Source organism: Actinomycetota bacterium, assembly GCA_040754375.1.
Classification (GTDB): Bacteria; Actinomycetota; Acidimicrobiia; order Acidimicrobiales; family AC-14; genus JBFMCT01.
Map to the genome: position 1 here is coordinate 131,823 of JBFMCT010000002.1, position 23,563 is coordinate 155,385.

The following is a 23,563-nucleotide window of genomic DNA, read 5'->3' on the forward strand; positions in this document are numbered from 1 at the left end:
CTGGCGATGGCCCGGCGCGAGCGTTGGTACCAGTACTTGCCAGCGGTCACGGCCACCGTCCCGTGCGAAGGCGACGAACACCACGTCACATGGCGCTGGGGCAAGTTCAAGCTCGACGACCACGACCTGGCGGCCGAGCGGGCCATGCTCGTGCTCGGGGGGGAGGCGTGCGGCTGCCTGCGGGCCCTGCGCCTGTGGGCCAGCCTGTTCGGGATGCGTCCCGAGCAGTTCGGGGAGATGCGCCGGTGGATGGGCGAGGACGCCGCCCTGGTGCCCCGGGAGTTGGACGTGCCTCGCGAGGTGGGCATGGCCCTGAGCCTGGAGCGGGCCTGGAAGAAGTCGCTCTACCTCGAGCGCCAGGGCCCCCTGCTGGAGCGGTTCGTCAAAGAGCGCGCCCTGCCCGCCTTCCGGGCCCACCTAACGGCCGAGAAGCAGAGGTTCGGGGCACGCATCATCCGGGGCGCCCAGGTGCGCCACGTGCCCGCCAACCAGGCGCCGGCCGTCGAGGGCCGCATCGACACGGTGTCGGTTTCGGCCACCGCGACCCTCTCGAGCGACTGGGTGGTCAATGTGTGGGCGCGCGGCCTGGCCGAGGTCGAGGGAGGGTTCGTTCTGGAGGCCTTCGGCCCGGGAAGCCGCCCAGGCTCGCTGGCTGCCCGCGCCGCCGTATGGCGGGAGCAGCCTCGTTCGCCAGGGGTGGCCGAGCCTGTGGCCGTCGCCCTCGACGTCGTCCGTGACCCGGCCACCGCGGCCTGGCGGCTGGTCGAACCCCTCAGCCCCGACGCCTAGTCCGACGGCGCGAGCGCCAGCGAGCCGGGCGGGGATGGGGGAGCACGGCGAAGCCGTGCGTCGGGGGCGCAGCCCCCGCGGCAACCAGGCGCTTGTGCGGAGCGCAAGCGCCGCCCGACGGCGCGAGCGCCAGCGGGCCGGGCGGGGATGGGGGAGCACGGCGAAGCCGTGCGTCGGGGGCGCAGCCCCCGCGGCAACCGGTCGCTTGCGTCCCCAAGTCGAGAACAGGTTGCGGCCCCCAGGGCAACTAGAATCTTCCCTCCGCCCTTGCGGGCGGGGACCCGCTGGCAACCCGACGCACAAGGACTCACGAGCACCTGACGACGCACCCTGAGCTGGCGGCCGAGCAGGCCGTCATCGACCGGGCCTACCGGCGCCTCGACGCCATGCGCGAGCAGGCGCGCGCCGTGTCGGCCGACGTCCTGGGCGACAGCCGGGGCGGCACCCACCAGGCCCGCTACGAGCGTGACGTACGGGTCGAGGTGACGGAACGGCGCCTGGCCGCCCTCAAGGCGGCCGACGCCGGCCTGGTGTTCGGCCGTGTCGACCACGTCAGGGGCCCCGACGGCCCGGGCGGCACCCTCTACGTCGGCCGGGTCGCCATCTCGACCGAGGAGAACGAGCCCCTGGTCGTCGACTGGCGGGCGCCAGCCGCCGAGCCCTTCTACCGGGCGACCCCGGGCGAGCCCCTGGGCCTGGCCCGGCGCCGCCACTTCCTGCTGCGGGGCCGGCGGCTGGTGGGCATCGAGGACGACCTGCTGGCGGTGGACAGCGAGGGCGACGACATCGGCGACGACCTGGTCCTGGTGGGCGAGGCCGCCCTGCTGGCGTCGCTGCGCCGGGCCCGAACGGGCCGGATGGCCGACATCGTGGCCACCATCCAGCGCGAGCAGGACGAGATCATCCGAGCCCCGCTCCCGGGTGTGCTGGTGGTCCAGGGAGGACCGGGTACGGGTAAGACGGCCGTGGCTCTGCACCGGGCCGCTTACCTGCTCTACACCTACCGGTTCCCGCTCGAACGGGCGGGCGTGCTGCTCATCGGCCCCAACCGGGTGTTCCTCCGCTACATCGAACAGGTGCTGCCCTCGCTGGGCGAGCACACGGTCACGTTCGCCACGCCGGCCACGCTCGTCCCCGCGGTGACCATGACCGGCACCGACACCCCGGAGGCGGCCACCGTCAAGGGCGACGTCCGCATGGCCGCGCTGGTGGCCCGGGCCGTGTCCCAGCGCCAGCGCCCGCTGCCGGTGGCGGCCACCATCCCCCTGGGCGCCCACCTGCTGAGCCTGTCCCCGGGCGCCACCCGCGACATCGTCCAGCGGGTCAAGCGGCGCCGGGGCGACCATAACCGGCGCCGCGCTTACTTCGAGCGCCTCGTGAGCCGCCACCTGCTCGACCAGTGGCGCCGGCGGGAGGGCCTGGAGCCCGACGAGCCGCTCCCCGAGGACCTGGAGCTCCAGCTCCGCCGCCAGCGGGCCTACGTGGCCGCCGTGGAACGCATGTGGCCCGTCCTCACGCCCGAGGCCCTGCTGCACGACCTGTTCAGCGTGCCGGCGCTGACCCGCCTGGCGGCTCACGGCGTGCTCAAGGACCAAGAGTGGCAGGCGCTGGTCCGGCCCCGCCACAAGCGGCTGGCCGACGTGGCCTGGACCGAGGCCGACATCGCCCTGCTCGACGAGGCGGCCGTCCACCTGGGCCCCGTCCCGTCGCGGGCCCGGCCCGCCGACCGGGGCCTCGGGGCCGAGGAGATGTCGGTCTACGAGCGGGCCCTGGAGGATGCCGGGGACATCGACCCCGTGATGCGGGCCGACCTGGTCGACCACCTGTCCCGGTGGACCAGGGACGCCCCGAGCGACGAGCAGCCCGACCTGGCCACCCGGACCTTCGGCCACGTGCTGGTCGACGAGGCCCAGGAGCTGACGCCCATGCAGGTGCGGATGATCGGCCGCCGGGTGCCCAGCGGGTCGATGACCTTGGTCGGGGACCTGGGCCAGGCCAGCGGCGAGCACTCGGCCCGGTCGTGGGACGACGTGCTGGCCCACCTGCCCGGCCGGCGCGACCCACGGGTGGCCGAGCTGTCGGTCAACTACCGCACGCCCGTGGAGGTCATGGACCTGGCCTCCCGGGTGCTGGCGGCCGCCGCGCCCGGCCTCTCCCCGCCCCGCTCGGTGCGGTCCACAGGCGAACCACCGGCCGTCACCCGCGTGGCCACGGCCGGCGACCTGGTGGCCGCGGCCGCGGCCGTGGCCCGCGCCGAGCTGCCCCGGGCCGTGGGCGGGCGGGTGGCCGTGATCGCCCCGATGGCCCTGGTCGACGAGCTGCGGACGGTCCTCGGGGCCCCGGACTCGGGCTCGGCCGTGCTCGAGCAGCCGATCGCCGTGTTCGGGGCCGCGGGGGCCAAGGGCCTGGAGTTCGACTCGGTCGTGGTGGTGGAGCCGGCCGCCCTCGTCGACGAGCGCGGCAAGGGCCTGCAGGCTCTCTACGTCGCCCTCACCCGCACCACCCGGGGCCTGCACCTCGTCCACCACCGGCCCCTTCCTGGCCCGTTGACCGCCGGGCCCCCCGTCGGGGGGGTACCCCAAGGGGTGCAATGATGGGCGCCGTGCCGGCCGACTCGGGGATCCCCACGTGGCGGATCGAGCCCGGTGGCCCGCTCCGGGGCGACGTGTCCATCAGCGGCTCGAAGAACGTCGTCACCAAGCTCATGGTGGCGTCGCTGCTGTCCGACGAACCGGGGGTGGTGGGCAACGCCCCTCACCTGGGCGACGTCGACATCACGGCTTCGTTGCTGCGGGCCCTCGGGGCCGACGTCGACATCGACGACCAGGCCCACGTCATCACCATCGACGCCCACCGGGTGCTCGATTGCCGCTTGCCGGCCTCCCGGCTCAACCGCATCCCGATCCTGCTCACCGGGCCACTGCTCCACCGGGCCGGAGAGGCGTTCATCCCCCTGGGCGAGTCCGGCGACCGCATCGGGTCGCGGCCCGTCGACTACCACGCCGACGCCCTGCGCCAGCTCGGGGCCGAGATCGAGTTCACCGACGAAGGCCTGCACGCCAAGGCGTCCAAGCTGCACGGCGCCCACATCCGCCTGCCCTTCCCGAGCGTGGGCGCGACCGAGACCGTGCTGCTCACGGCCGCCCGGGCCGAGGGCCGCACCACCTTGGAGAACGCGGCCGTCGAGCCCGAGATCGTCGAGCTCGCCCTGTTCCTCCAGCGCATGGGCGCCCGCATCGAGCTCCAGCCCGACCGCCTGTTCGTGATCGAGGGGGTCCCCCACCTCACTGGTGCCCGCCAGCGCATCGGCGGCGATCGCATCGAGGCGTTCTCCTACCTGGTCGCAGGCCTGGCCACCGGCGGGCGGGTCCGGATCCGGGGCTGCGCCCAGGACCGCCTGGTCACGGCCATATCGACCCTGCAGCGCATGGGCGCCGAGTTCGCCATCGACGACGACGGCATCGCCGCCGAGGTCGGGGCCGCGGGCCTGCGTCCGGCCGCCGTCCACACCGACCCTCATCCCGGCTTCATGACCGACTGGCAGCCCGGGCTGGTGGTGTTGTGCACCCAGGCCAAGGGGCTGTCGGTCATCCACGAGACGGTCTTCGAGGACCGGCTGGGTTATGTCGACGCCCTTCGGGCCATGAACGCCGAGGTGGAGCTGTTCGACCAGTGCCTGGTGGGCAACGCCTGTCGCTTCGAGGAGACCGGCTTCCTGCACTCGGCGCTGGTGCGAGGCGTGGCCGCGCTCCGGGGGGCCGAGATCGAGATGCCCGACATCCGGGCCGCCTTCGCCCATGTGATCGCCGCCTCGGTGGCCGACGGCCCCTCCACCCTCCACGGTGTCCACCACCTCGAGCGGGGCTACGACCACCCGCTGGAGAAGTTCACCTCGCTGGGGTTGACCATCACCCCGGTCAGGCCCTGATCTCGACCGGTACCCCGATCGGCAGCATCTCCCGCAGGCGGGTGATGGCCTCGTTGGTCATGCGGATGCAGCCGTTGCTGACGTTGCGCCCGATACTGGCCGGGTCGCCGGTGCCGTGGATACCCATCTGGCCGTCGCCCCCGCCGAAGCTGTAGAGCACCTCGGAGTAGGCCGACAGGCCGTAGGCGTAGGGGCCGTAGGCATACTGCTCGTCGGGGTAAACGGCGATCAGCTCGGTCGTGTAGAAGAACCCGGTGGCGCTCGGGGTGGCCGAGGTCCCCACCGCCACCGGCTCCTGCAGGACCATCTGGTCCTTGTCGAACAGCGTCAGCCGGAACTGGCTCAGCTCCACCAGGATCCGGTAGGTGTGCTCGGCCAGGCTCACGTCGCCTTTGTTGATCCAGCCCGTGCTGCCGTTGGGCCGGGCCGGCAGGTAGACCTCCAGCCAGTCCCCTCTCTCCTGTTTGACCAGGAACACCCGGGGGGACCCATAGGTGGGGTTGGGGTGGGCGAACGAGCCAGTGGGGGTGGTGGCGCCCATCTCGTCGTAGACATTGACCCGGGCCACTTCGGCGGTGGCCACCCGGTAGATGGGGTGGGAGGCGACCGTGGTGGTGGGTGCCGGAGAAGCGGTCGTCTCGGGGGCGGGCACGGCGGTCGTCGGGTCGGCTACCCCGGCGCTTTGCTGGCCCCCGTCCCCGCCACCGCAGGCCGCGAGTACCAGGACCATCACGAGGGCCGTCGTGGCTCTTCGCATGGTCGCGAGGGTAGTGGCGTCGGCTGGTTGCTCCGACGCGACCGGTTGCCCCCCGGTGAACGGGGGGCAACCGGTCAGAACCGCTGCGCCGGGGTAACCGGCGGGCCGCTACGGGACCTGGCCCCGCCAGGCTCCGGTCTCGGCCACGCGGCCTTCGATGAAGTCGCGGAAGCGCTCCAGGTCGCCCTCGACCCGCTTGGACACGACGCCCAAAGCCTGACCGGCCTTCTCGACCGGCCCGTCGGGCTCGAAGTCGAGCCGCAGGGTGATGGCCGTGGCCCCCGCGCCCGCGGGCTGGAAGGTGACGTCACCGGCATTGGCCGCGCCGCTCAGGCTGCGCCAGGCGATGCGCCGGTCGGGCTCCTGGTGGACGATCTCGGCGTCCCACTCGCGGTGTGCCCCGCCGATCGATGCCTTCCAGCGCAGGTGGGAGTCGTCGATCTGGGTGACGCTCTCGACGCCCTCCATGAACCGGGGGAACTCCTCGAACTGGGTCCACTGGTTGTAGACCGTCCTCACCGGCTTGTTGACTTCGATGGTCTTTTCCACGGTGGCCATGAGAGGATCTCCTCCGTCGTTCGGTGCCTTGTTCTGTCCCGTCGTACCTACCCCCGACGGCGCTGGCTACGCCTCCCGGGCCACGTTTGTCGGCCCCCGCCACAGGGAACCAGTGGGCCATACCAGAGACGGGAGGAACCCGTGTACATAGGCATCGGCACACTGATACTGATAATCATCCTGGTCTTGCTCCTGACGTAACAAGGGGTGCCCGCTACTGTGCGGGGCCCGTGGGCGAAGGATCGGGACGGGAGCGACTACCGGAAGTGCCCGGGACGGCGCAGTCGACGGGGCGGGTTCGTGAACTGGTCGTGATGACGTTCAACGTCCGCACTGCGCTGGGCCTCGACGGGTGGGACCTGTGGTGGTTGCGCCGCCGGTCGACCGTTGGCGCCATCGCCGGGCTGGTGCCCGACGTGGCCGGCCTCCAGGAAGTACGGCCCGTGCAGATGCGCTACCTCGCTAGGCGCCTGCCTGGCTACGGGTTCGTCAGCCCGGGCCGGGCCCGCCGACGCTGGGGCGGCGAGCAGTGCCCGGTGCTGTTCAGGGCAGACCGCTTCAAGGTCGCCGGCGCCGAAGCCCGCTGGTTCGACGCCGATCGCCAGGGCCGGATGGCGACCGTCGCCCGCTTGGTCGACCTCGAGGACGGTTGCGAGCTGACGGTAGTCAACACCCACTTCGACCACCGCTCGGCTCAGCGGAGGGCGGCCAGCGCGGCGGCCGTGGTCGGCTGGTTGGCCGAGGCACCGGGCCCTTGTGTCGTCATGGGCGACCTCAATGCGCCGGTCGGGGAGGCCAGCGTCGTCCACCTCCTCGAGGCCGGCTTGGCCGACGCCCTCGGGCACCTACCCGCCCGGGGCCCGGGCGCGGCCACGGCCCACGCCTTCACCGGCCGCCTCGACGGGGCTCGCATCGACCACATCCTGGTGTCCGGCGACCACGAGGTGCTGGAGGGCTCCATAGTCCACGACCGGCCCCGAGGCCGCCTCCCGTCGGACCACTGGCCCGTCATGGCCCGCCTGCGCCCCGCCGGTAGTCCCCGCCGGTAGTCCCGGGCCCTACGGGTTGGCGACGGAAAACGTGTCGCAGGCGGCGATGTCGCTGGTGCGGTAGCCGGCGAGGAACCAGCTCTGGCGCTGGGCCGCCGAACCGTGGGTCCACGACTCGGGGTCGACCTGGCCCTGGACGCGTTCTTGGATGCGGTCGTCGCCCACGGCCGCGGCCGCGTCCAGCCCGTCGCGGATGTCGGCTTCGGTGAGCTCTTCGATGAAGCCGGTGCCGACGGCCCCCCGTGCCCACATGCCGGCCAGGCAGTCGGCCTGGAGCTCGACCCTGACGCCCTCGCTCTCGGGGCCGGTGGCCCGGCTGCGGGCTCGCTCCAGCACGCCCCGGATGTGCTGGACGTGGTGGCCGTACTCGTGGGCGATCACGTAGGCCTCGGCGAAGGGCCCGCCCCTGGCCCCGAACCGCTCCCGTAGGACCTGGTAGAAGCCGAGGTCGATGTAGGCCCTCTCGTCGGCCGGGCAGTAGAAGGGCCCGACGGCCGAGGTGGCCGTGCCGCAGCCGGTGTTCACCTGGCCTTCGAAGAACACGGTCGTCGACCGGCGGTAGCCGGGCAGGGTCGCCTCCCAGAAGGCCTGCACGCTGTTGATCACGGCCACGATCCGGCAGTCGTCGCGCTGGTTGGCGTCGTCGCCCGTGCGGCACTCGGCCGACAGGTCGGTCCCGGGCTGGCCCAGTTGCAGGTTGGACAGGTCGCCCCCGCCGCCCCCGGTCAGGAGGTTGACGACCAGGAAGATGAGGCCCACGACCCCGCCGCCCCCGATGGCCAGCGGGCCCGCGCCCATGCCGCGCCGGTCCGACACCTGGGACGTGTCGAGGCGGGCACCGCTGCGGAACCGCATGGGGCAACGAGGGTAGCCAAGTGCGCCCGACGGAGTGCTGCCGCCCTGCGGCCGGCTGCCCGGTCGGCGCTCAGGTCAGGTCTCGGAGGCCGCCCTCTGGTCGAGCCAGCGGCGCAGGCCGGCAGCGTTGGAGTGAACCCCGTTGAGAACCTCGACCCGGGCGTGGGACGCGCCGAAGGCGTCCATCAGGGCGGCGTCGACATCGGCCCCGGCCTGCCAGGCCCGTTCCGCCACCTCGGCCCACTGCCGCAACGAGCCCTCGGCCTCGTCCAAGAGGTCCTGGGGCCGGCCCGGGACGACGCCGAAGTGGGCCAGGGCCAGCGCGTGCGGGCGCCGCTGGGCGAAGCGGCCCAGCGAGGCCAGCGCCAGTTCGAGGTCGAAGTCGGGGGGCGGCGTGGCCGGCCGCAACACGCCCACGTCGGGCAGGCGTACACCCACGGCGTCGCCTGCGAACAGCAGTCCGCTGGCCTCGTCGTGCAGGGCCAGGTGGTGCTTGGCGTGGCCCGGGGAGTGGACGGCGGTGAGCGTTCCCACCCGCTCGCCGTCCCCCAGGGCCTGGATGCGCTCGGCCGGGGTGGGGGCCAGCCGTCCGTACAGCGAGTCGAGCAGGTCGCCGTACACCCGACCGGCCGAGCTGACCAGCCGGGAGGGGTCGGCCAGGTGCCGGGCCCCCAGGGGGTGCACGTGGACCGACGCCCCCGGGAAAGCCGCAGCTACGTCGCCTACGCCGCCGGCGTGGTCGAGGTGGATGTGGGTCACGACGATGGCGCCGAGGTCGGTCGGCCCCACCCCCAGCTCGTCGAGGGCGGCCAGGACGGTCGGGACCGAGCTCTGGCTGCCCGTCTCCACCAGGACAGGGGGAGGGCCCATGACCAGGTAGCCGGCCGTCACCCGTTCCCAGCCCCCCAGCAGGGTGTCGATCTGGAACACACCGGGTGCCACCTCGACGGCCATCGGCCCGAGGCTAGGGCAGGCGTGCCCCGTGCCCGTAACCGGTCGAGCCGCCGTGCCGGTGTACCCAACGGGCCGGGACTGGCGCGTTCCGCACACCGGTTGGGCGGGGTCGGCGCCCGGCCTCGGGCTACGGTTGACCGGTGAGAGCGATCGGGGTGGGGTTGGCAGCGCTCGTTCTCGTCCTGGCCGGGGCGGCGTGCAGCGACGGCAACTTCGCCGACTTCACGGGCGGGCCGACGACCACCGCCGGGCCCGGGGGCACGACTTCGGTCCCCGGTACCGGTCCTACGACCACCGACGGCCAGGGCGTGACCACGACCACCGCTGAGCCCGGCCCCACGACCACCCGGGCCACAACCCCCACGTCCCTGCCCATCCCCACCGCCCCCGACCCGACTGTGCCGGGCACGGGCGGGCCGGTGGCCACCGACCTTTCCGCCTTCCCGTCGTGTGACTCGGGCCAGCCCCTGGTGCGCCTGTCCTGGGCCCCGTCGGGCAGCGGGGAGCAGTCGATCGTGATCTCGGTCCGGCCCGACAGGCTCGACCCGGCCAACGCCACCACCACCCAGACCCTGGCGGCCAATCGTGGCAGCTACGACTTGCGCGAGACCCAGGCGGGGGCGATCTACTACTGGCGGGTGCTGACCAGCCAGGGGGGCCAGTGGCTGCCCAGCGTCACCGCCCAGTTCAGCGGCCCGACCTGCTGACCGGCCCGGTGTGGCGCCAGGCCCACAGCAGCAGGGGGACCTGGAGGGGCACCCGCAGCCAGGCCACGGCCGGCGAGCCGGTCACCGGGCCGCCGCCCGGCAGGCCGCCGTCGAGGGCCATCTGGAAGTTGGCCGGCCACACTGCCAGCAGGACGGCGAAGGTGAGCCACGCTCCCGCCCGGCGGGTGCGCGGGACGGCCAGCAGCACGGCGGCCGTCATCTCGACCATGCCCGACGCGGCCACGGCCAGTTCTGCCTGGCCGGCCAGGGGCCGGGGCACGATCTGCTCGTAGGGCCGAGGGGCGGCGAAGTGCAGGGCGCCGGCGGCCGCCATGAGCACGGCCAGGGCCAGGCGGGAACGGGGCGACGACCCCCGCCGGAGCAGGCCGCCGCTGGGGGCCGGTGTCAGGGAGCCACGGCCCCGGTGGCCCGGAACTCGGCCGCCTTCTCCTTCATGCCCAGCTCGATGGCCTGCTCCTCCCCGACGCCGTGGGCGGCGGCGTAGTCGCGCACGTCCTGGCTGATGCGCATGGAGCAGAACTTGGGCCCGCACATCGAGCAGAAGTGGGCCTGCTTGGCCGGGGCCGCGGGCAGGGTCTGGTCGTGGAACGAGCGGGCGGTGTCGGGGTCGAGGGCGAGGTCGAACTGGTCCTCCCACCGGAACTCGAACCGGGCCTTGGACAGGGCGTCGTCCCACTCCTGGGCGCGGGGGTGGCCCTTGGCCAGGTCGGCGGCGTGGGCCGCGATCTTGTAGGCGATCACGCCCTGCTTGACGTCGTCGCGGTCGGGCAGGCCGAGGTGCTCCTTGGGCGTCACGTAGCAGAGCATGGCCGTGCCGTACCAGCCGATCATGGCCGCCCCGATGGCCGAGGTGATGTGGTCGTAGCCGGGGGCCACGTCGGTCGTCAGCGGGCCCAGGGTGTAGAACGGCGCCTCGTGGCACAGCTCCAGTTGGAGCTCCATGTTCTCGCGGATCTTGTGCATGGGTACGTGGCCCGGGCCCTCGATCATCACCTGCACGTCGTGGCCCCACGCCACCTTGGTCAGCTCGCCCAGGGTGGCCAGCTCGGCCAACTGGGCCTGGTCGTTGGCGTCGTAGATCGAGCCTGGCCGCAGGCCGTCGCCCAGCGAGAAGGCCACGTCGTAGGCCGCCATGATCTCGCACAGCTCCTCGAAGTGGGTGTAGAGGAAGTTCTCCTGGTGATGGGCCAGGCACCAGGCGGCCATGATCGAACCGCCCCGGCTGACGATCCCGGTCATGCGCTTGGCCGTCATGGGCACGTAGGCCAGGCGTACCCCGGCGTGCACCGTGAAGTAGTCGACGCCCTGCTCGCACTGCTCGACGATCGTGTCGCGGTACATCTCCCAGGTCAGCTCGGCGGGCTGGCCGTCGACCTTCTCCAACGCCTGGTAGATCGGGACCGTGCCGATGGGCACCGGCGAGTTGCGGATGACCCATTCCCGGGTCGTGTGGATGTCGGCCCCGGTCGACAGGTCCATCACCGTGTCGGCACCCCAGCGGGTGGCCCACCGCAGTTTGTCGACCTCGTCGGCGATCGACGACGAGACCGACGAGTTGCCGATGTTGGCGTTGATCTTGACCAGGAAGTTGCGCCCGATGGCCATGGGCTCGGACTCGGGGTGGTTGACGTTGGACGGGATGATGGCCCGCCCCCGGGCCACCTCGTCACGGACGAACTCGGGGTCGAGCCCCTCCCGCCGGGCCACGAACGCCATCTCCTCGGTGATCACCCCGCGGCGGGCGTAGTGGAGCTGGGTGACCGTGCGGCCGGCCCGGGCCCGCAAGACCGTGGGCGCCTCGCCCGCCGCCCCGGTAGCCCCGGCCCCGCCCGCGCCGTTGCCGTTGGCCCGGCGGGCGGCGGCCCGGCCGTCGTCGCGCACCGTGGGGCGGCGACCCTCGTAGGCCTCCACGTCGCCCCGGCCCTCGACCCACGGCCGGCGCAGGGCGGGCAGGCCCGCGGCGGGGTCGTGGTCAGGCCCCGCCGGCCCACTGGTGTCGTACAGCCGCACTGCCGACCCGTCGGTCAGCGACACCTCGGTGAACGGCACTCCCTCGGCGTAGACCTTGCGCCGCATGGTTCTCCCTTCGCCGGCATTACCCGGACAGGTTCAGACGGTCGGCGCCGGCAGAGGCGCCCTCTCAGCCCGGTCCGTCCGGGCTCCCGTGTCTCACCCCCGAGCGTAGCGGCCCGAGGCCGCCGCCCGTCCTTGTAGGATTCTTGCCGCTGAGCGGCAAGAAATATACCGAGAGTGGGCGGTGCCGGAGGGCGGCGGGCCGCAGGTAGCCTCGCCTCGTGCCGCCGACGCCGCCGTTCCTCGCCGCCTGCCGGGGTGAGCCGGTCGAGCGCACGCCGGTGTGGTTCATGCGCCAGGCGGGGCGGTGCCTGCCCGAGTACCGGGCCATCAGGGAACGCTACGGGATGCTCGACATCGTGCGGTCGCCCGAACTGGCGGCCGAGGTCACCATGCAGCCGGTGCGGCGGCTGGGGGTCGACGCCGCCATCTTGTTCTCCGACATCATCGTGCCGCTGGTCGGGATCGGTCTCGACATCGCCCTGGAGGCGGGGACCGGCCCGGTGGTGGCCGAGCCGTTCCGCGCGGCGGCCGACCTGGCCCGGCTACGGCCCCTCCAACCCGAGGCCGACGTGCCGTATGTGGCCGAGACCGTCCGCCTGCTGGTCAAAGAGCTCGACGTGCCCCTCATCGGGTTCGCGGGTGGGCCGTTCACCCTGGCCAGCTACCTGATCGAGGGCGGGCCGTCGAAGACCCACGCCCGCACCAAGTCCCTGATGTTCGGCGACCCGGAGACCTGGGCCGCCCTCACCGGCGCCCTGGCCGACCTGGCGGTGGCGTCGCTGCGGGCCCAGGTGGGCGCGGGGGCAGCGGCCGTGCAGGTTTTCGACTCGTGGGCCGGCCAGCTCGCCCCTGCCGACTACGCCCGCTACGTGCTGCCCGCCAGCCGCCGGCTGTTCGAGGGGCTGGCTGACCTGGCCGTCCCCCGTGTCCACTTCGGGGTCGGCACCGGCCAGCTCCTCGAGCTGATGGCCCAGGCGGGGGCGGACGTGGTGGGCGTCGACTGGCGGGTGCCGCTCGACGAGGCCCGCCACCGCCTGGGACCGGCCCGGGCCGTGCAGGGCAACCTCGACCCCGTCCGCCTGCTGGCCGGGCCCGAGGCGGTGGCCGAGGGGGTGGCCGACGTGCTCGCCCGCAACGGCGGCCGTCCTGGTCACGTGTTCAACCTCGGGTGGGGCGTCCTGCCCGACACCAACCCCGACGTGCTGGCCCGGGTGGTCGAGCTGGTCCATGGGGATTGACGGCCCGCCCGTAGGCGTCCTGCTGATGGCCTACGGCACGCCGGCCACCCCCGCCGACGTCGAGGCCTACTACACCCACGTGCGCCGGGGCCGCCCCCCGACGGCCGAGCAGCTCGCCGACCTCCAGCGCCGCTACGAGGCCATCGGCGGCACGTCGCCCCTGCTCGAGCGCACCCGGGCGCAGGCCGCCGCCCTGGCCGCCGAGCTGGGCCCGGGGTTCGTCGTCGAACTGGGCATGAAGCACGCACCGCCGTTCGTCGAGGACGGGGCCACCGCCCTGGCCGCCGCCCGGGTGGACCGGGTGGTCGGGCTGGTCCTCGCTCCCCACTTCTCCCGCCTGTCGGTGGGTGAGTACGCCGAACGGGCCCGACGGGCGGTCTCGCTCAAGGGCCTGCGCTTCGCAATGGTCGACTCGTGGTTCCGCGAGCCCGGTTACCTCGACCTGCTGGCCGGGGCCCTGGCCGGCCTGCCCGTCGACCTGGGCGAGGTCGAGGTGGTGTTCACGGCCCACAGCCTGCCGGTACGCATCCTGGCCGAGGGCGACCCCTATCCCGAGCAGTTGCGCCAGACGGCCGACGCGGTGGCCGTCCGGGCCGGCCTGTCCTCGTGGTCGGTGGGCTGGCAGAGCGCAGGGCGCACACCCGAGCCGTGGATCGGCCCCGACATCCTCGACGTGCTGCGCGCCCGGGCCGTGCCGTCGGTGGCCGGCGTCGCGAGCCGGGGGGTGGTGGTGTGCCCTGCCGGGTTCGTTTCCGACCACCTCGAGGTGCTCTACGACCTCGACGTCGAAGCCGCCCGGCTGGCCGCCGACCTGGGGCTGGCGTTCACCCGCACCCCCATGCCCAACGACCACCCGGTGCTGGCCGCGACCCTGGCCGAGGTGGTGCGCCGGCGTGCCGACGCCTGAGGGCCACGTCTCGATCGTCGGCGGGGGGATCACCGGGCTGGCCACGGCCTGGTACCTGCGCCAGTACGCCCCGGGTCTGGCCGTCACGGTGTGGGACGCGTCGGACCGCCTCGGTGGCAAGTTGCGCACCGGTTCGCTCGACGGGGTGGCCGTGGAGGCCGGCCCCGACACGTTCCTGGCCCGGGTGCCGTGGGCCGTCGAGTTGTGCCGCGCCCTGGGCCTGGAGGACGAACTGGTGGCCCCCGCCACCGGCCGGGCCTACATATGGACGCGTGGCCGCCTGCGCCCCATCCCCGAGGGCACGGTGCTCGGCGTCCCCGCTCGCCTCGACCCCCTGGCCCGTTCCGGCATCGTGTCCCCGGCCGGGCTGGCCCGCGCCGCCCTCGACCTCGTCCTGCCGACCAGCGGGCCCGCGGCCGGCGGGGTGGCGGGGGCTGATCGGTCGGTGGCGGACGTGGTGGGGGGGCGGCTGGGCCGGGAGGTCGTCGACCGGCTGGTCGACCCGCTGATCGGAGGCATCCACGCCGGTCGGGCCGACCGGCTCAGCCTGGCCGCGGTCGCCCCCCAGGTGGCCGGCCCGGCCGCCCACGGCGGGAGCCTCATGCGTGCCCTGCGCGGGTCGCTGCCCCCGCCCACTCCCACCCCGGCGGCCCGGGCCGGGCCCGAGGGCTACGGCACACCTGGCGGGCCGCTGTTCCTCGGGCTGCGGGGTGGAATCGAGCGGCTGGTCGAGCGGCTGGTGGAACGGCTGGGGGGGCCCGAGCTACGCCTCGGCGCGCCCGTCCGGTCCCTCGACGACCTGGGCCGGGGGCCGGTCGTCCTCACGGTGCCCGCCTTCGCGGCCGCCCCGCTGATCGAGCCCCGCTCGGCGGACGCCGCCGGCGAACTGGCCGCCATCACCTACGCGTCGGTCGTCACCGTCACCCTGGCCTACGGCGAGGACGCGCTGGCCTCCGGGCCCCTCGACGGCAGCGGGTTCCTCGTGCCCCGGGTCGACGGGCGCCTCATCACGGCGTGTACGTGGCTCACCTCGAAGTGGCCCCATCTGGCCGAGGGCCGCCCGGGGTTGGTCCTGCTGCGGGCCTCGGCCGGGCGTGCCGGCGACGACCGGGCCATGGAGCTCGACGACGCCGAACTGGTCGACCGGGTACACGCCGAGCTGGTCGAGGCCATGGGGCTGCGGTCCGCGCCCCGGTCCCACTTCTTGACCCGCTGGCCCCGGGCGTTCCCCCAGTACGACGTCGGCCATCAGGCGAGGGTGGCCCGGATCGAGTCTGCCCTGGCGGCCGACGCCCCCGGGGTCACGGTGGCCGGGGCCGCCTACCGGGGGGTAGGGATCGCCGCGTGCATCCAGCAGGCCCGCCAGGCGGCCTTGTCGCTGGCCGGCGGCTGAGGCCTCGATCGACCGGATGTCGGCCGTTCCGGCCCCGGTCGGATGTGGCGATCTGGCCGGCATGTGCAAGGGCCGGGGCACCGAGGGCAGCATTGGGCACCTGACGCCGCGCTAGGTCATCAGTGCCGTCAACCAGCCTTCGTCTGCCCCGCCGCGCCGAGCGCGAACACACCAGCTCCTACGCTCGGGGCGATGAGCAGCGCGACGGTCCTCGTACGCAGCCCGTTCGACGGGCAGGTAGTCGGGGAGGTGGCGGCCCACGGCCCCGGTGACGTCGACCGGGCCGTGAGCGCCGCTCAGGCGGCACTCGACGGCTGCCCCCTACCGCCGTGGGAACGGGCCGAGGTACTGGAGCGGGCGGCGCGCCTGTTGGCCGACCCCGGCCGTTCCGAGGCGCTGGCCCGGACCATCGCGGCCGAGTCGGCCAAGCCCCTCAAGACGGCCCGGGTGGAGGCTCGCCGGGCGGTGACGACCTTCACGGCCGGGGTCAGCGCGGCCCGCACGCTGACCGGGGACATGGTGCCGATCGACGCCGCCGAGATCGGCCAGGGGCGGCTGGCGTTCACCCTGCGGTTGCCGATCGGTGTGGTGGGGGCCATCACCCCGTTCAACTTCCCCCTCAACCTGGTGGCCCACAAGCTGGCCCCGGCCATCGCCGCCGGTTGCCCGGTGGTGCTCAAGCCGGCGTCGCAGACCCCCCTCACAGCCCTGGCCCTGGCCGACTTGCTGGCCGAGGCCGGCCTGCCCGACGGCCACTTGGCGGTGGTCACGGGATCGGGGGCCACGGTGGGCTCGGCCCTGGTGGAGCACCCCGGGGTCGCCTACCTGACCTTCACCGGGTCGGGCGAGGTGGGGTGGGACCTCCGGGCCCGGGCCGGGCGCAAGAAGGTCGCCCTCGAGCTCGGCAACAACTCGCCCGTCGTGATCGAGGCCGACGGCGACTGGCAGCGGGCAGCCCGCACGATCTCGGTCGCCGGTTTCGCCCACGCCGGCCAGTCGTGCGTGTCGACCCAGCGGGTCTACGTGCACCGGTCGGTCGCCGGCCCGTTCTGCGACCTGCTGGGCGAGCTGGTGGCGGCCCTCGTGGTGGGCGACCCGATGGACGAAGCCACCGACGTGTCGGCGCTGATCACCACCGGTGACCGCGACCGGGTGAAGGCCTGGGTCGACGAGGCCGTGGCCGGCGGGGCCACGGTGGTGACCGGCGGCGACGTGGTCGACGGCCTGCTGCGCCCGACGGTGCTGGCCGACGTGACCCCCGACATGCGGGTTTGCCGTGACGAGGTCTTCGGCCCGGTGGTGGCCGTCGCCGCTTACGACGACATCGACGAGGCCCTGCGCCTGGCCGACGACACCCGCTACGGCCTCCAGGCCGGCATCTTCACGGCCAGCCTGCCCGTGGCCCTGGCCGCCGCCCGCCGCCTCAACTTCGGCACCGTCCTCGTCAACGAAGTCCCCACCTGGCGGGCCGACCAGATGCCCTACGGCGGCGTCCGCTCCAGCGGCAACACCAAAGAAGGCCCCCTCTGGGCCGCCCGCGAGATGACCGACGAACGCCTCATCGTCCTCGGCCCGTGACTTGGTGAGGAACGGCTGACGGGGCTAACCGCCGACCAGCGGTACACGGAGCTGGGCGATCCCCACCTGGCCCTTCATCCCGGTCCATGGCGCCATGAGGGCTGGCGCTTGAGGCAAGGTGGGGTGGATGAGCGAGGTCGTCCCGCCCCGGCTGTTGCCGATGCTGACGGGCGGCAACGGGGTGCCGTCGAACCCGGCCGTGTACCAGTTCGAGCCGAAGCTGGATGGGCAAAGAGTCGTCGCCCTGGTCGGCCCGGGCGGGCTCGTGCTCACCAACCGGCGGGGTGGCGAGATCACCAGCCACTACCCCGAGCTGGCCGGGATGGCCGAGGCCCTCGCCCCGCACGCCGCTGTACTGGACGGCGAGGTGGTGGCGTTCAGCGACACGGGAGTCTCCAGCTTCCAGCGGCTCCAGCGACGCATGCACGTCGCGCAGCCATCCGGCCGGCTGGTGGCCGAGACGCCCGTCGCTTTCGTGGCCTTCGATGTGCTCTGGCTCGACGGCGAGCTGCTCGTGGATCGTGCGCAACGGGAGCGCCGAAGGGTGCTGGACGGCCTCGGCTTCAAAGGGCCCCACTGGCAGACGGCGCCCGTTCTCGATGCCACTCCGGACGAGCTACTGGAGGCGTGCCGCCAGGCCGGCCTCGAAGGTTTCATGGCCAAGCGGCTCGACGCCAGCTACCAACCGGGCAAGCGGTCGCCGGCGTGGTCCAAGGTGAAATGCGGCCGCCGGCGGGAGTTCGTGGTCGGCGGCTGGTCGACCGGCTCGGGTAGTCGGCAGGAGAGCATCGGGTCGTTGGCGCTGGGCTGCTACGACACCGCCGACGAGCGGGCCCAGCGGCTGTTCTATGTCGGTCAGGCGGGGTCGGGGCTCAACGAGCAGATGATCCGCCAGCTCCAGAAGCTCTTTGGCCAGATAGCGGTCCCCGAGGCGCCGTTCGTGAACAAGCCACCGCTCAAGCTGCACTACGTACGGCCAATGCTGGTCGTCGAGATCGCCTACACGGAGGTGACCGAGGGCGGCACCCTCCGCCAGCCCTCGATCAAGGGGCTCCGGACCGATGTGATCGCCAGCGAGGTGACCTGGGACGAGGAGATCGCCGCGTGCTTCGGGGGAACGCCGACGAAGCCAGGTTGATCACCGTAGGCGAGGTGAGCAGCGTGGAGGCAAGATGGATCCCATGCGTGCGGTGGTTGGCGAGCGGCCAGGGACAGTTTCATCAGCGACGCTAAGCGTTGTCCTGCTGGCCCTAGTGGCGTGTGGTTCGGGTCAGGGAGAAAGCCTGGCTCCGGTGGCGGTCGTCGAGGCGGACCGCGCCAACTTCGTTCTTGAGGTGAGCAACCAGACCCGCGAGATCCCGAGCGTGGCGATCTCGGTGACAATCGACGGACATCGGGTCCTCGCGCGAGATTTCCATGTCGAGAACCAGCACACGTTCGTGTCGCTCCCGCTGCGTCTGGCTGCTGGCCGCGTACGTTCGTCGCGCAGGCGGGCGATGGCACGATGCACAAGGCGGAAGTCGTCGTTCCGAAGGAGGGCCGTCTATGGGGAGTATTGACCTACTGGGCCTCGTCCGGCTACTACGAACCACATTTCTACTGGTCGCTCTCGACCGAACCGCCCCTGAGCGGGTAGCCAAAGCGCCCTGAATGGAGCCGGTGGGTTGACGATCACCAGCTGGCGCTAGCTCACCGGACGCAGGGCGCTTCTTGTCCGAACGACACCCCGACCGAAGCGAGCGTCAAGTTCCCACGGTGCGCACGGAGGCTGTCGGGCACGCTCGCTGACTCCAGCGAGCTGCCGGTCGGCGGTGCCATCGACGTTGGGGCCGCGTTGAGACCTCGATCTGCGCCGTTGCTGCACGAGAACAGCAAACCTGCGGCCAGAACTGCCGTGGTCAACCGCCGCACGGTGAGGAGGCTACCTCCTGAACAGCGAACGGCCTTCAGCCGCATCACCAATCGCATCGGTGGTCCTTCGGCCCCTTCGCCATCCGCCAGCTAGGGCGGTCGTGGTGCGTTCCGCCGCCAAGGTTCGGCCCAGTTCAGGACGGCGCACATCGGGCCTTCCGCTCTGGAACGGCCGTACCAATGCCCTCCATCGTCCAAGCCTGCGCGGCTCTGCCGCGGGACGAACGGGCAGCGGTCGGTGCTCACACGATCGCGCAGTACTGCCAACGGGCTTTGCAAGCCGAGCCCGCCCCGGCCGCCGCGCGCCCCGGATGACTGGTCGATCACCGGGTTCGACCCTGGCAGCTGCTCCGACGACTGCACAACGCTCGCCGTCCTCCTCGCCGACCCTGCCGCCCGACAGACCCCCCGGCCTCTGGCGAAGCCACGCAGGCAACACATCCACCGCCGCGCGTCAGGCCACCTGCACGGCGTCCTTGAGGCCAGCCGGGACCTTCTCGGGGAACGACACGACGAGATGCCGCCCGAGCGCTCTAGCGACTCGGGCGAGGGTGTCAATGCGGTTGCGCGCCCCGCCACCCTCTTCGAGGCGGGAGATGACGGATTGTGATGTTCCCATCCGCTCGGCGAGCTCACGCTGGCTGAACCCAGCTTCGGTGCGCAGGTCGTAGATGAGCTGGCCCAACGCCAGGTCCTGCTCGACGCCCGCCCGCGTCTCGGCGGTCGGCTCTCGACGCTTCCTCTTCGTGTCGTCCCAACGGGAGTAGTTGGCCACGGTCTTCTCCTTCACGGATTCCTTCTGGCGCAGGCCTCGGCGGCCGTACGTGCCCTGGCAATCTCGGCGCGTTCGTTGTTGCGTTGCTTGCGGAAGGTGGTGAGCAGTACCACCCGCCCGCCCTTGGTGAACCGGTAGGTAATCCGGCGAGCGGTCGGACCGAGTGTGAAGCGCAACTCGAACAGACCGTCGCCGAGACTCCTCGACAACGGCATCCGCGCAGACGACCCCAGGGCAGCCAACCGATCAATCACTACGACAACCCGATCCCATTCGTCATCATCGAGCGTGTCCATCCAGTCAACGAGCTCGTCGTGAAGCTCGACCTTGACCACACTTAGCATCATAGTGTTTCTGCGATCATCTCGTGTGAGCGATCATGCAGGAGCCGACGTGGTCTAGGGCGGGCTCGGGGGCCTCCGGGGATCTTCACTCCTGAAGGAGCTCCCGAAGCCAAGCGCGGACTCCGGGCCGCCGGACTCCGGGCCGTTCAGCGGCGGGAGCGGGCGTCGGGGTCGTGGGCGAGGTGGGTCACGCCCGGCGGGAGACGGCCGGCGGCGATGTCGGCGATGGTGACGTCCTCCAGTACGGAACGCAGGGCGGCTCGGGCCGCGATCCACACGTCACCCAGCGAGGTGGCCGCGCCACGGTACGCAGTGTCCTCTGGGGGCTCGCCCCGGACGTCGGCCAGCGGGCCCTCCACGTAGCGGATGACGTCGGCCACGGTAACGGTCTGGGCCCCGACCGCCAGCCAGTAGCCCCCCACCGCGCCCCGCTGGCTGGCCACGATGCCGGCCCGGCGCAGGTCGCTGAGGATGTTCTCGGTGAAGTTGAGGGGGATGTCCTGGGCAGCGGCGATGGCCTCGCCTTTGACCGGCCCCTTTCCGGCGGCGGCCGCAAGCTCGGCCAGTGCCCGTACCGCGTAGTCGACCTTGGCGGACACACGCATGGCCCGATTCTGCCAGCCTTCGGCCAGGCTCCCGCCCCCGCTCCCGCCCGAAGGGTGGGTCAGGTCGGCTCGGCCAGGCCCCGGCGGCGGCGGATGACCGTGTCGGCCCGGCCGAACGCAGTGTCGACCACGATCCCGATGACCAGCACCACGATCATCAGGGCGAGCAGGTCGTCGGCCCGGGCGAACTCCCGGGCGAACGCCAACTGGTCGCCGATCGAGGGCCGGTTGGCGATGATCACCAGCAGTTCGCCGGCCATCAGGCTGCGCCAGGCGAATGCCCAACCTTGCTTGAGCCCGGCCACGTAAGCCGGCAGGGCGGCGGGCACGACGACATGGCGGTACAAGGCGGCCCCCCGCGCCCCCACCATCCGGCCCGCCCTTACCAGCAGCGGAGGGACGTGGTCGACGCCGCCGATGAGGCCGTTGGCGATCGACGGGGCGGCTCCCAGCACGACGACGAACAGGATCGCCTGCTCGGTCAGGCCGAACAGCAGGATGGCCAGAGGGAACCAGGCGATGGACGGCATCGTCTGCAGCCCGGTGATCAACGACCCGACCGCCGAGCGCAGCACCTTCACCTGCGAGACAGCCAGGCCCACCACCGTCCCGACCGCCAGCGCCACCGCGAAGCCTGCCAGCGCCCGGCGCAGGGTGACACCGACCGCCGTCCAGAACTCGCCGGTCGCGACCATGGACAGGAGCGCCGGAAGCACCTGGTCGGGGCCGGGCAGCACGAAGTCGTCGCGCCAGCCTGTCCACACCACCGCCTGCCACAGCCCGAGGGCGAGGACCACCGCCGCCACCTTGGGCCAGGTCGCCGTCCACAGCCGCCGTCCCCCTCCCGGCCGGGCGGCGATGACGGCTTCCAGGGAGTCGAGACCTGCCAGCGAGGCGGCCAGTTCGTCGTCTCGGCCGGGGGCGTCGACCGCGGCCTCGCCGGCGGACTTGCCAGCGGCGTCAACGCCCATGGCGGCGCACCTCCTCTCGCAGGCGGTCGGTGACGGTGGCGGCCAGGGCCGAGACCTCAGGCGAGTCGATGCGCCGGGGCCGGGGAATGGCGACCGGGAAGATCTCAGCCACCCGGCCCGGCAGGCTGGTGAGAAGCACGATCCGGTCGGACAGGCGGGCTGCCTCCCGCACGTTGTGCGTCACGAACACGACAGTCAGCCCGGTCGCCGACCACAGGCGCTCCAGTTCGTCGTGGAGCAGGTCACGGGTCATGGCGTCGAGGGCGCCGAACGGCTCGTCCATCAGCAGGACCTCGGCGTCCTGGGCCAGGGCTCGGGCCAAGGCCGCCCGCTGGCGCATGCCGCCTGACAGCTCGTGGGGCCGGCGCCGGCCCTGGCCCTCCAGGTGGACCATCGCCAGCAGTTCGTCGGCCCGCTGGTGACGCTCCCGCCGGCCCTGGCCGGCCAGGCGAAGGGGCAGGGCCACGTTGTCGAGCACGGTCAGCCACGGGAACAGGGCCGCTTCCTGGAAGAGGAACGCCGTTCTCCCTTCGACGTGTACCTCGCCCACGGTCTGAGGTTCGAGGCCGGCGATCAGGTTGAGGCTGGTCGACTTGCCGCACCCGGAAGCCCCGACCAGGCATACGAACTCACCCCGCCCGACCTCGAGCTCGATGCGGTCAAGGGCCACCACCGCCGCTTCGCCGCGGCCGAACGCCTTGGACACCCCCCGCAGCGATATCGCCGCCCCCGCCGATCCCGCCCCGGCCGAGCCGCCCCTGCCGGCGAGGGACGGGGCGCCCGACACCACCGTCATGTCCGTACCTCTGGCTGGTTGGCAGCCCGCAGCACCTGGTTGAGGAGGCTCAGGTCGTAGATGCCGGAAAGGTCGTCGTTCTCTATGAAGCCCAGCGACCGGGCGTGGCGGGCCGACTCGGCCAGCGAGGCGGCGACCGGGTCGTTGGTGAACTCGAGGTTGCCCCAGGCGGCGGCCAGGACCGGCTCCGGCAACCCTCCGCCGGTGATGGTGGCGATCGCCTGGCTGACGAGCGAACGGGCTCGCTCGGGCTCGCGGTTGACCAGTTCGGTGGTCCGAACATGGCCTTCGAGCAGCCGCCGTACGGCGTCGGGTTGGGTCTGCAAGAACCTGGTGCGCACTACCAGGTGCGTCGTGACGAACCGCCCGCCGGGCCAGAGGTCGCGCTCGTCCACCAGCACCTTGGCACCCGCCTCCAGCACCAGCCGGGTGGCCCACGGCTCGGGCACCCAGGCCCCGTCGATACGCCCTGTCCGGAAGGTCTCCAGGGTCTGGGCGTTCTCCTGAGCCAAGACCGACACGTCACCCCCTCCTTGCAGGTCGGTGCGCAGCCCGTTCTGAGCGAGCCAGTGGCGGAGGGCGACGTCCTGGGTGTTGCCCCGCTGAGGGGCGGCGAGGGTCTTGCCCACCAGGTCGGCGGCCGAGGTGACCGAGGGCCTCACCACCAGGGCAGCTCCGCCCGAGGTGGCGCCGGCCACGATCCGTACCGCCTCGCCCCGCGACTGCACGTAGGCGTTGATCGCCGGGTTGGGCCCGATGTACACGGCGTCGACCGCCCCCGAGAACAGGGCCTCGACGGCCAGCGGACCGGCGTTGAACGTGCGGGTCTGGAGGGCGTGGGGGCCGAGGGACTCGGCGAACGTCCCGCTTGTGACCCCGACCAGGGCGGTGGCATGGGTCACGTTGGGGAAGTAACCCAGCCGCACCGGCACCGGCCCGCCTCCCTGACCGCCCCCCGCCCCCTGACCGCAACCTGTCGCCGCCACGGCCACGATGGCAACCAGTGCCAGCGACCTCCGGAACGGGGCGGCGAAACTCTCCTTTGTCAATCGCATTTGTTGAGAATAGTCCGGAGGCGGAGGCTATTGTCAAGTTGTTGTGTCGGAAATTCGGGGCCAGCCGTGCCCGAGCCACCAGGGCCGCAGGACCGCGACCCCGAGGCGGCGTGGGTGGGAGGCGCCAGGCCTGGCGGGAAGGCGACTGGCGCCTCAACCACCTCGGGCGCCCCGGGTGGGCGGACACCCGGAGCACTTACATAGAACCACGGCCCGGCCCGGATTGTTCCGCGCCCCCACGAGATTCGGGCCCGGACGCGCCGCAGGCCCGGCGTGGGGAGCCGGGCCTGCGGCGA

23 protein-coding genes and 1 riboswitch are annotated in these 23,563 nt (G+C 72.6%); of the genes, 11 read left to right on the forward strand and 12 right to left on the reverse strand.

Annotated elements, in window-relative coordinates:
- Positions 1 to 6: 6 nt before the first annotated feature.
- From AB1673_01720 to murA, 3 genes are all read left to right on the forward strand, one after another.
- The gene (locus AB1673_01720; GenBank protein MEW6152694.1) at positions 7 to 789 is read left to right on the forward strand and encodes a hypothetical protein; all 783 of its coding nucleotides are present in this window, start codon (positions 7 to 9) and stop codon (positions 787 to 789) included.
- A 386-nt stretch (positions 790 to 1,175) separates the two neighbouring features.
- Positions 1,176 to 3,383 (forward strand): AAA family ATPase, encoded by a 2,208-nt coding sequence (locus AB1673_01725; GenBank protein MEW6152695.1) that lies wholly within the window; start codon positions 1,176 to 1,178, stop codon positions 3,381 to 3,383.
- Between the two features lie 8 nt (positions 3,384 to 3,391).
- Positions 3,392 to 4,717 carry a UDP-N-acetylglucosamine 1-carboxyvinyltransferase gene (murA, locus tag AB1673_01730; protein MEW6152696.1) on the forward strand — a complete coding sequence of 442 codons (1,326 nt, stop codon included), beginning with the start codon at positions 3,392 to 3,394 and terminating at the stop codon, positions 4,715 to 4,717.
- Here the strand turns inward: murA and AB1673_01735 are convergent.
- On the reverse strand, positions 4,707 to 5,474 hold the full coding sequence (locus AB1673_01735) for a L,D-transpeptidase (protein ID MEW6152697.1): 768 nt from the start codon (positions 5,472 to 5,474) through the stop codon (positions 4,707 to 4,709). The two genes, murA and AB1673_01735, sit on opposite strands and share 11 nt — an antisense overlap.
- Before the next feature lie 108 nt (positions 5,475 to 5,582).
- Positions 5,583 to 6,032 carry an SRPBCC family protein gene (locus tag AB1673_01740; GenBank protein MEW6152698.1) on the reverse strand — a complete coding sequence of 150 codons (450 nt, stop codon included), beginning with the start codon at positions 6,030 to 6,032 and terminating at the stop codon, positions 5,583 to 5,585.
- Between the two features lie 314 nt (positions 6,033 to 6,346).
- Between AB1673_01740 and AB1673_01745 the strand changes: the two genes are divergently transcribed.
- The gene (locus AB1673_01745; GenBank protein ID MEW6152699.1) at positions 6,347 to 7,081 is read left to right on the forward strand and encodes an endonuclease/exonuclease/phosphatase family protein; all 735 of its coding nucleotides are present in this window, start codon (positions 6,347 to 6,349) and stop codon (positions 7,079 to 7,081) included.
- 9 nt (positions 7,082 to 7,090) lie between these two features.
- On the opposite strand, the gene AB1673_01750 is transcribed toward AB1673_01745, so the two are convergent.
- Positions 7,091 to 7,936 (reverse strand): neutral zinc metallopeptidase, encoded by an 846-nt coding sequence (locus AB1673_01750; protein ID MEW6152700.1) that lies wholly within the window; start codon positions 7,934 to 7,936, stop codon positions 7,091 to 7,093.
- Positions 7,937 to 8,011: 75 nt separating this feature from the next.
- On the reverse strand, positions 8,012 to 8,890 hold the full coding sequence (locus AB1673_01755; protein MEW6152701.1) for an MBL fold metallo-hydrolase: 879 nt from the start codon (positions 8,888 to 8,890) through the stop codon (positions 8,012 to 8,014).
- 140 nt (positions 8,891 to 9,030) lie between these two features.
- Here AB1673_01755 and AB1673_01760 point away from each other — a divergent pair, with 140 nt between their 5' ends.
- Entirely contained in the window at positions 9,031 to 9,597 is a 567-nt protein-coding gene (locus AB1673_01760; protein MEW6152702.1) for a hypothetical protein, read from the forward strand.
- Here AB1673_01760 and AB1673_01765 read toward each other — a convergent pair.
- Positions 9,578 to 9,931: a hypothetical protein gene (locus AB1673_01765; GenBank protein ID MEW6152703.1), complete on the reverse strand. Its 354-nt coding sequence runs from the start codon at positions 9,929 to 9,931 to the stop codon at positions 9,578 to 9,580. The two genes, AB1673_01760 and AB1673_01765, sit on opposite strands and share 20 nt — an antisense overlap.
- Positions 9,932 to 10,002: 71 nt before the next feature.
- A complete protein-coding gene (gene thiC, locus AB1673_01770; protein ID MEW6152704.1) occupies positions 10,003 to 11,694 on the reverse strand; it encodes a phosphomethylpyrimidine synthase ThiC in 1,692 nt (563 codons plus the stop codon).
- Between the two features lie 4 nt (positions 11,695 to 11,698).
- Positions 11,699 to 11,785, reverse strand: a riboswitch (TPP riboswitch).
- A gap of 127 nt (positions 11,786 to 11,912) precedes the next feature.
- Here thiC and hemE point away from each other — a divergent pair.
- From hemE to AB1673_01800, 6 genes are all read left to right on the forward strand, one after another.
- The gene (gene hemE, locus AB1673_01775) at positions 11,913 to 12,932 is read left to right on the forward strand and encodes a uroporphyrinogen decarboxylase (GenBank protein ID MEW6152705.1); all 1,020 of its coding nucleotides are present in this window, start codon (positions 11,913 to 11,915) and stop codon (positions 12,930 to 12,932) included.
- The gene (gene hemH, locus AB1673_01780; protein ID MEW6152706.1) at positions 12,922 to 13,839 is read left to right on the forward strand and encodes a ferrochelatase; all 918 of its coding nucleotides are present in this window, start codon (positions 12,922 to 12,924) and stop codon (positions 13,837 to 13,839) included. The genes hemE and hemH overlap by 11 nt, the downstream gene beginning before the upstream one ends.
- Complete coding sequence (hemG, locus tag AB1673_01785; protein MEW6152707.1) at positions 13,826 to 15,232, forward strand: protoporphyrinogen oxidase; 1,407 nt, start codon at positions 13,826 to 13,828, stop codon at positions 15,230 to 15,232. Before hemH ends, hemG begins: the two co-directional genes overlap by 14 nt.
- 192 nt (positions 15,233 to 15,424) lie before the next feature.
- Complete coding sequence (locus AB1673_01790; GenBank protein ID MEW6152708.1) at positions 15,425 to 16,810, forward strand: aldehyde dehydrogenase family protein; 1,386 nt, start codon at positions 15,425 to 15,427, stop codon at positions 16,808 to 16,810.
- Positions 16,811 to 16,937: 127 nt separating this feature from the next.
- Positions 16,938 to 17,948 (forward strand): hypothetical protein, encoded by a 1,011-nt coding sequence (locus tag AB1673_01795; protein MEW6152709.1) that lies wholly within the window; start codon positions 16,938 to 16,940, stop codon positions 17,946 to 17,948.
- Positions 17,949 to 18,102: 154 nt separating this feature from the next.
- A complete protein-coding gene (locus AB1673_01800; GenBank protein ID MEW6152710.1) occupies positions 18,103 to 18,369 on the forward strand; it encodes a hypothetical protein in 267 nt (88 codons plus the stop codon).
- Between the two features lie 806 nt (positions 18,370 to 19,175).
- On the opposite strand, the gene AB1673_01805 is transcribed toward AB1673_01800, so the two are convergent.
- From AB1673_01805 to AB1673_01830, 6 genes are all read right to left on the reverse strand, one after another.
- Positions 19,176 to 19,511 (reverse strand): helix-turn-helix transcriptional regulator, encoded by a 336-nt coding sequence (locus tag AB1673_01805; protein ID MEW6152711.1) that lies wholly within the window; start codon positions 19,509 to 19,511, stop codon positions 19,176 to 19,178.
- Positions 19,508 to 19,831, reverse strand: coding sequence for a type II toxin-antitoxin system RelE/ParE family toxin (locus tag AB1673_01810; protein ID MEW6152712.1), 324 nt, complete (start codon positions 19,829 to 19,831; stop codon positions 19,508 to 19,510). Before AB1673_01810 ends, AB1673_01805 begins: the two co-directional genes overlap by 4 nt.
- Positions 19,832 to 19,986: 155 nt before the next feature.
- Positions 19,987 to 20,445, reverse strand: coding sequence for an Rrf2 family transcriptional regulator (locus AB1673_01815; protein MEW6152713.1), 459 nt, complete (start codon positions 20,443 to 20,445; stop codon positions 19,987 to 19,989).
- A gap of 59 nt (positions 20,446 to 20,504) precedes the next feature.
- Positions 20,505 to 21,416 (reverse strand): ABC transporter permease, encoded by a 912-nt coding sequence (locus AB1673_01820; GenBank protein MEW6152714.1) that lies wholly within the window; start codon positions 21,414 to 21,416, stop codon positions 20,505 to 20,507.
- Positions 21,406 to 22,212, reverse strand: a complete 807-nt coding sequence (locus tag AB1673_01825) for an ABC transporter ATP-binding protein (GenBank protein ID MEW6152715.1) — start codon at positions 22,210 to 22,212, stop codon at positions 21,406 to 21,408. Before AB1673_01825 ends, AB1673_01820 begins: the two co-directional genes overlap by 11 nt.
- Positions 22,209 to 23,144, reverse strand: coding sequence for an ABC transporter substrate-binding protein (locus AB1673_01830; GenBank protein MEW6152716.1), 936 nt, complete (start codon positions 23,142 to 23,144; stop codon positions 22,209 to 22,211). Before AB1673_01830 ends, AB1673_01825 begins: the two co-directional genes overlap by 4 nt.
- Positions 23,145 to 23,563 lie beyond the last annotated feature (419 nt).

What these genes read in the sequence shown, in the direction of transcription:
- AB1673_01720 (MEW6152694.1), top strand. Translation starts at nt 7, where the DNA reads ATGGCCCGGCGCGAGCGTTGGTACCAGTACTTGCCAGCGGTCACGGCC.
- AB1673_01725 (MEW6152695.1), top strand. Translation starts at nt 1,176, where the DNA reads ATGCGCGAGCAGGCGCGCGCCGTGTCGGCCGACGTCCTGGGCGACAGC.
- AB1673_01735 (MEW6152697.1), bottom strand. Translation starts at nt 5,474, where the DNA reads ATGCGAAGAGCCACGACGGCCCTCGTGATGGTCCTGGTACTCGCGGCC.
- AB1673_01740 (MEW6152698.1), bottom strand. Translation starts at nt 6,032, where the DNA reads ATGGCCACCGTGGAAAAGACCATCGAAGTCAACAAGCCGGTGAGGACG.
- AB1673_01745 (MEW6152699.1), top strand. Translation starts at nt 6,347, where the DNA reads ATGACGTTCAACGTCCGCACTGCGCTGGGCCTCGACGGGTGGGACCTG.
- AB1673_01750 (MEW6152700.1), bottom strand. Translation starts at nt 7,936, where the DNA reads ATGCGGTTCCGCAGCGGTGCCCGCCTCGACACGTCCCAGGTGTCGGAC.
- AB1673_01755 (MEW6152701.1), bottom strand. Translation starts at nt 8,890, where the DNA reads ATGGCCGTCGAGGTGGCACCCGGTGTGTTCCAGATCGACACCCTGCTG.
- AB1673_01765 (MEW6152703.1), bottom strand. Translation starts at nt 9,931, where the DNA reads ATGGCGGCCGCCGGCGCCCTGCACTTCGCCGCCCCTCGGCCCTACGAG.
- thiC (MEW6152704.1), bottom strand. Translation starts at nt 11,694, where the DNA reads ATGCGGCGCAAGGTCTACGCCGAGGGAGTGCCGTTCACCGAGGTGTCG.
- hemH (MEW6152706.1), top strand. Translation starts at nt 12,922, where the DNA reads ATGGGGATTGACGGCCCGCCCGTAGGCGTCCTGCTGATGGCCTACGGC.
- AB1673_01790 (MEW6152708.1), top strand. Translation starts at nt 15,425, where the DNA reads ATGAGCAGCGCGACGGTCCTCGTACGCAGCCCGTTCGACGGGCAGGTA.
- AB1673_01795 (MEW6152709.1), top strand. Translation starts at nt 16,938, where the DNA reads ATGAGCGAGGTCGTCCCGCCCCGGCTGTTGCCGATGCTGACGGGCGGC.
- AB1673_01815 (MEW6152713.1), bottom strand. Translation starts at nt 20,445, where the DNA reads ATGCGTGTGTCCGCCAAGGTCGACTACGCGGTACGGGCACTGGCCGAG.
- AB1673_01820 (MEW6152714.1), bottom strand. Translation starts at nt 21,416, where the DNA reads ATGGGCGTTGACGCCGCTGGCAAGTCCGCCGGCGAGGCCGCGGTCGAC.
- AB1673_01825 (MEW6152715.1), bottom strand. Translation starts at nt 22,212, where the DNA reads ATGACGGTGGTGTCGGGCGCCCCGTCCCTCGCCGGCAGGGGCGGCTCG.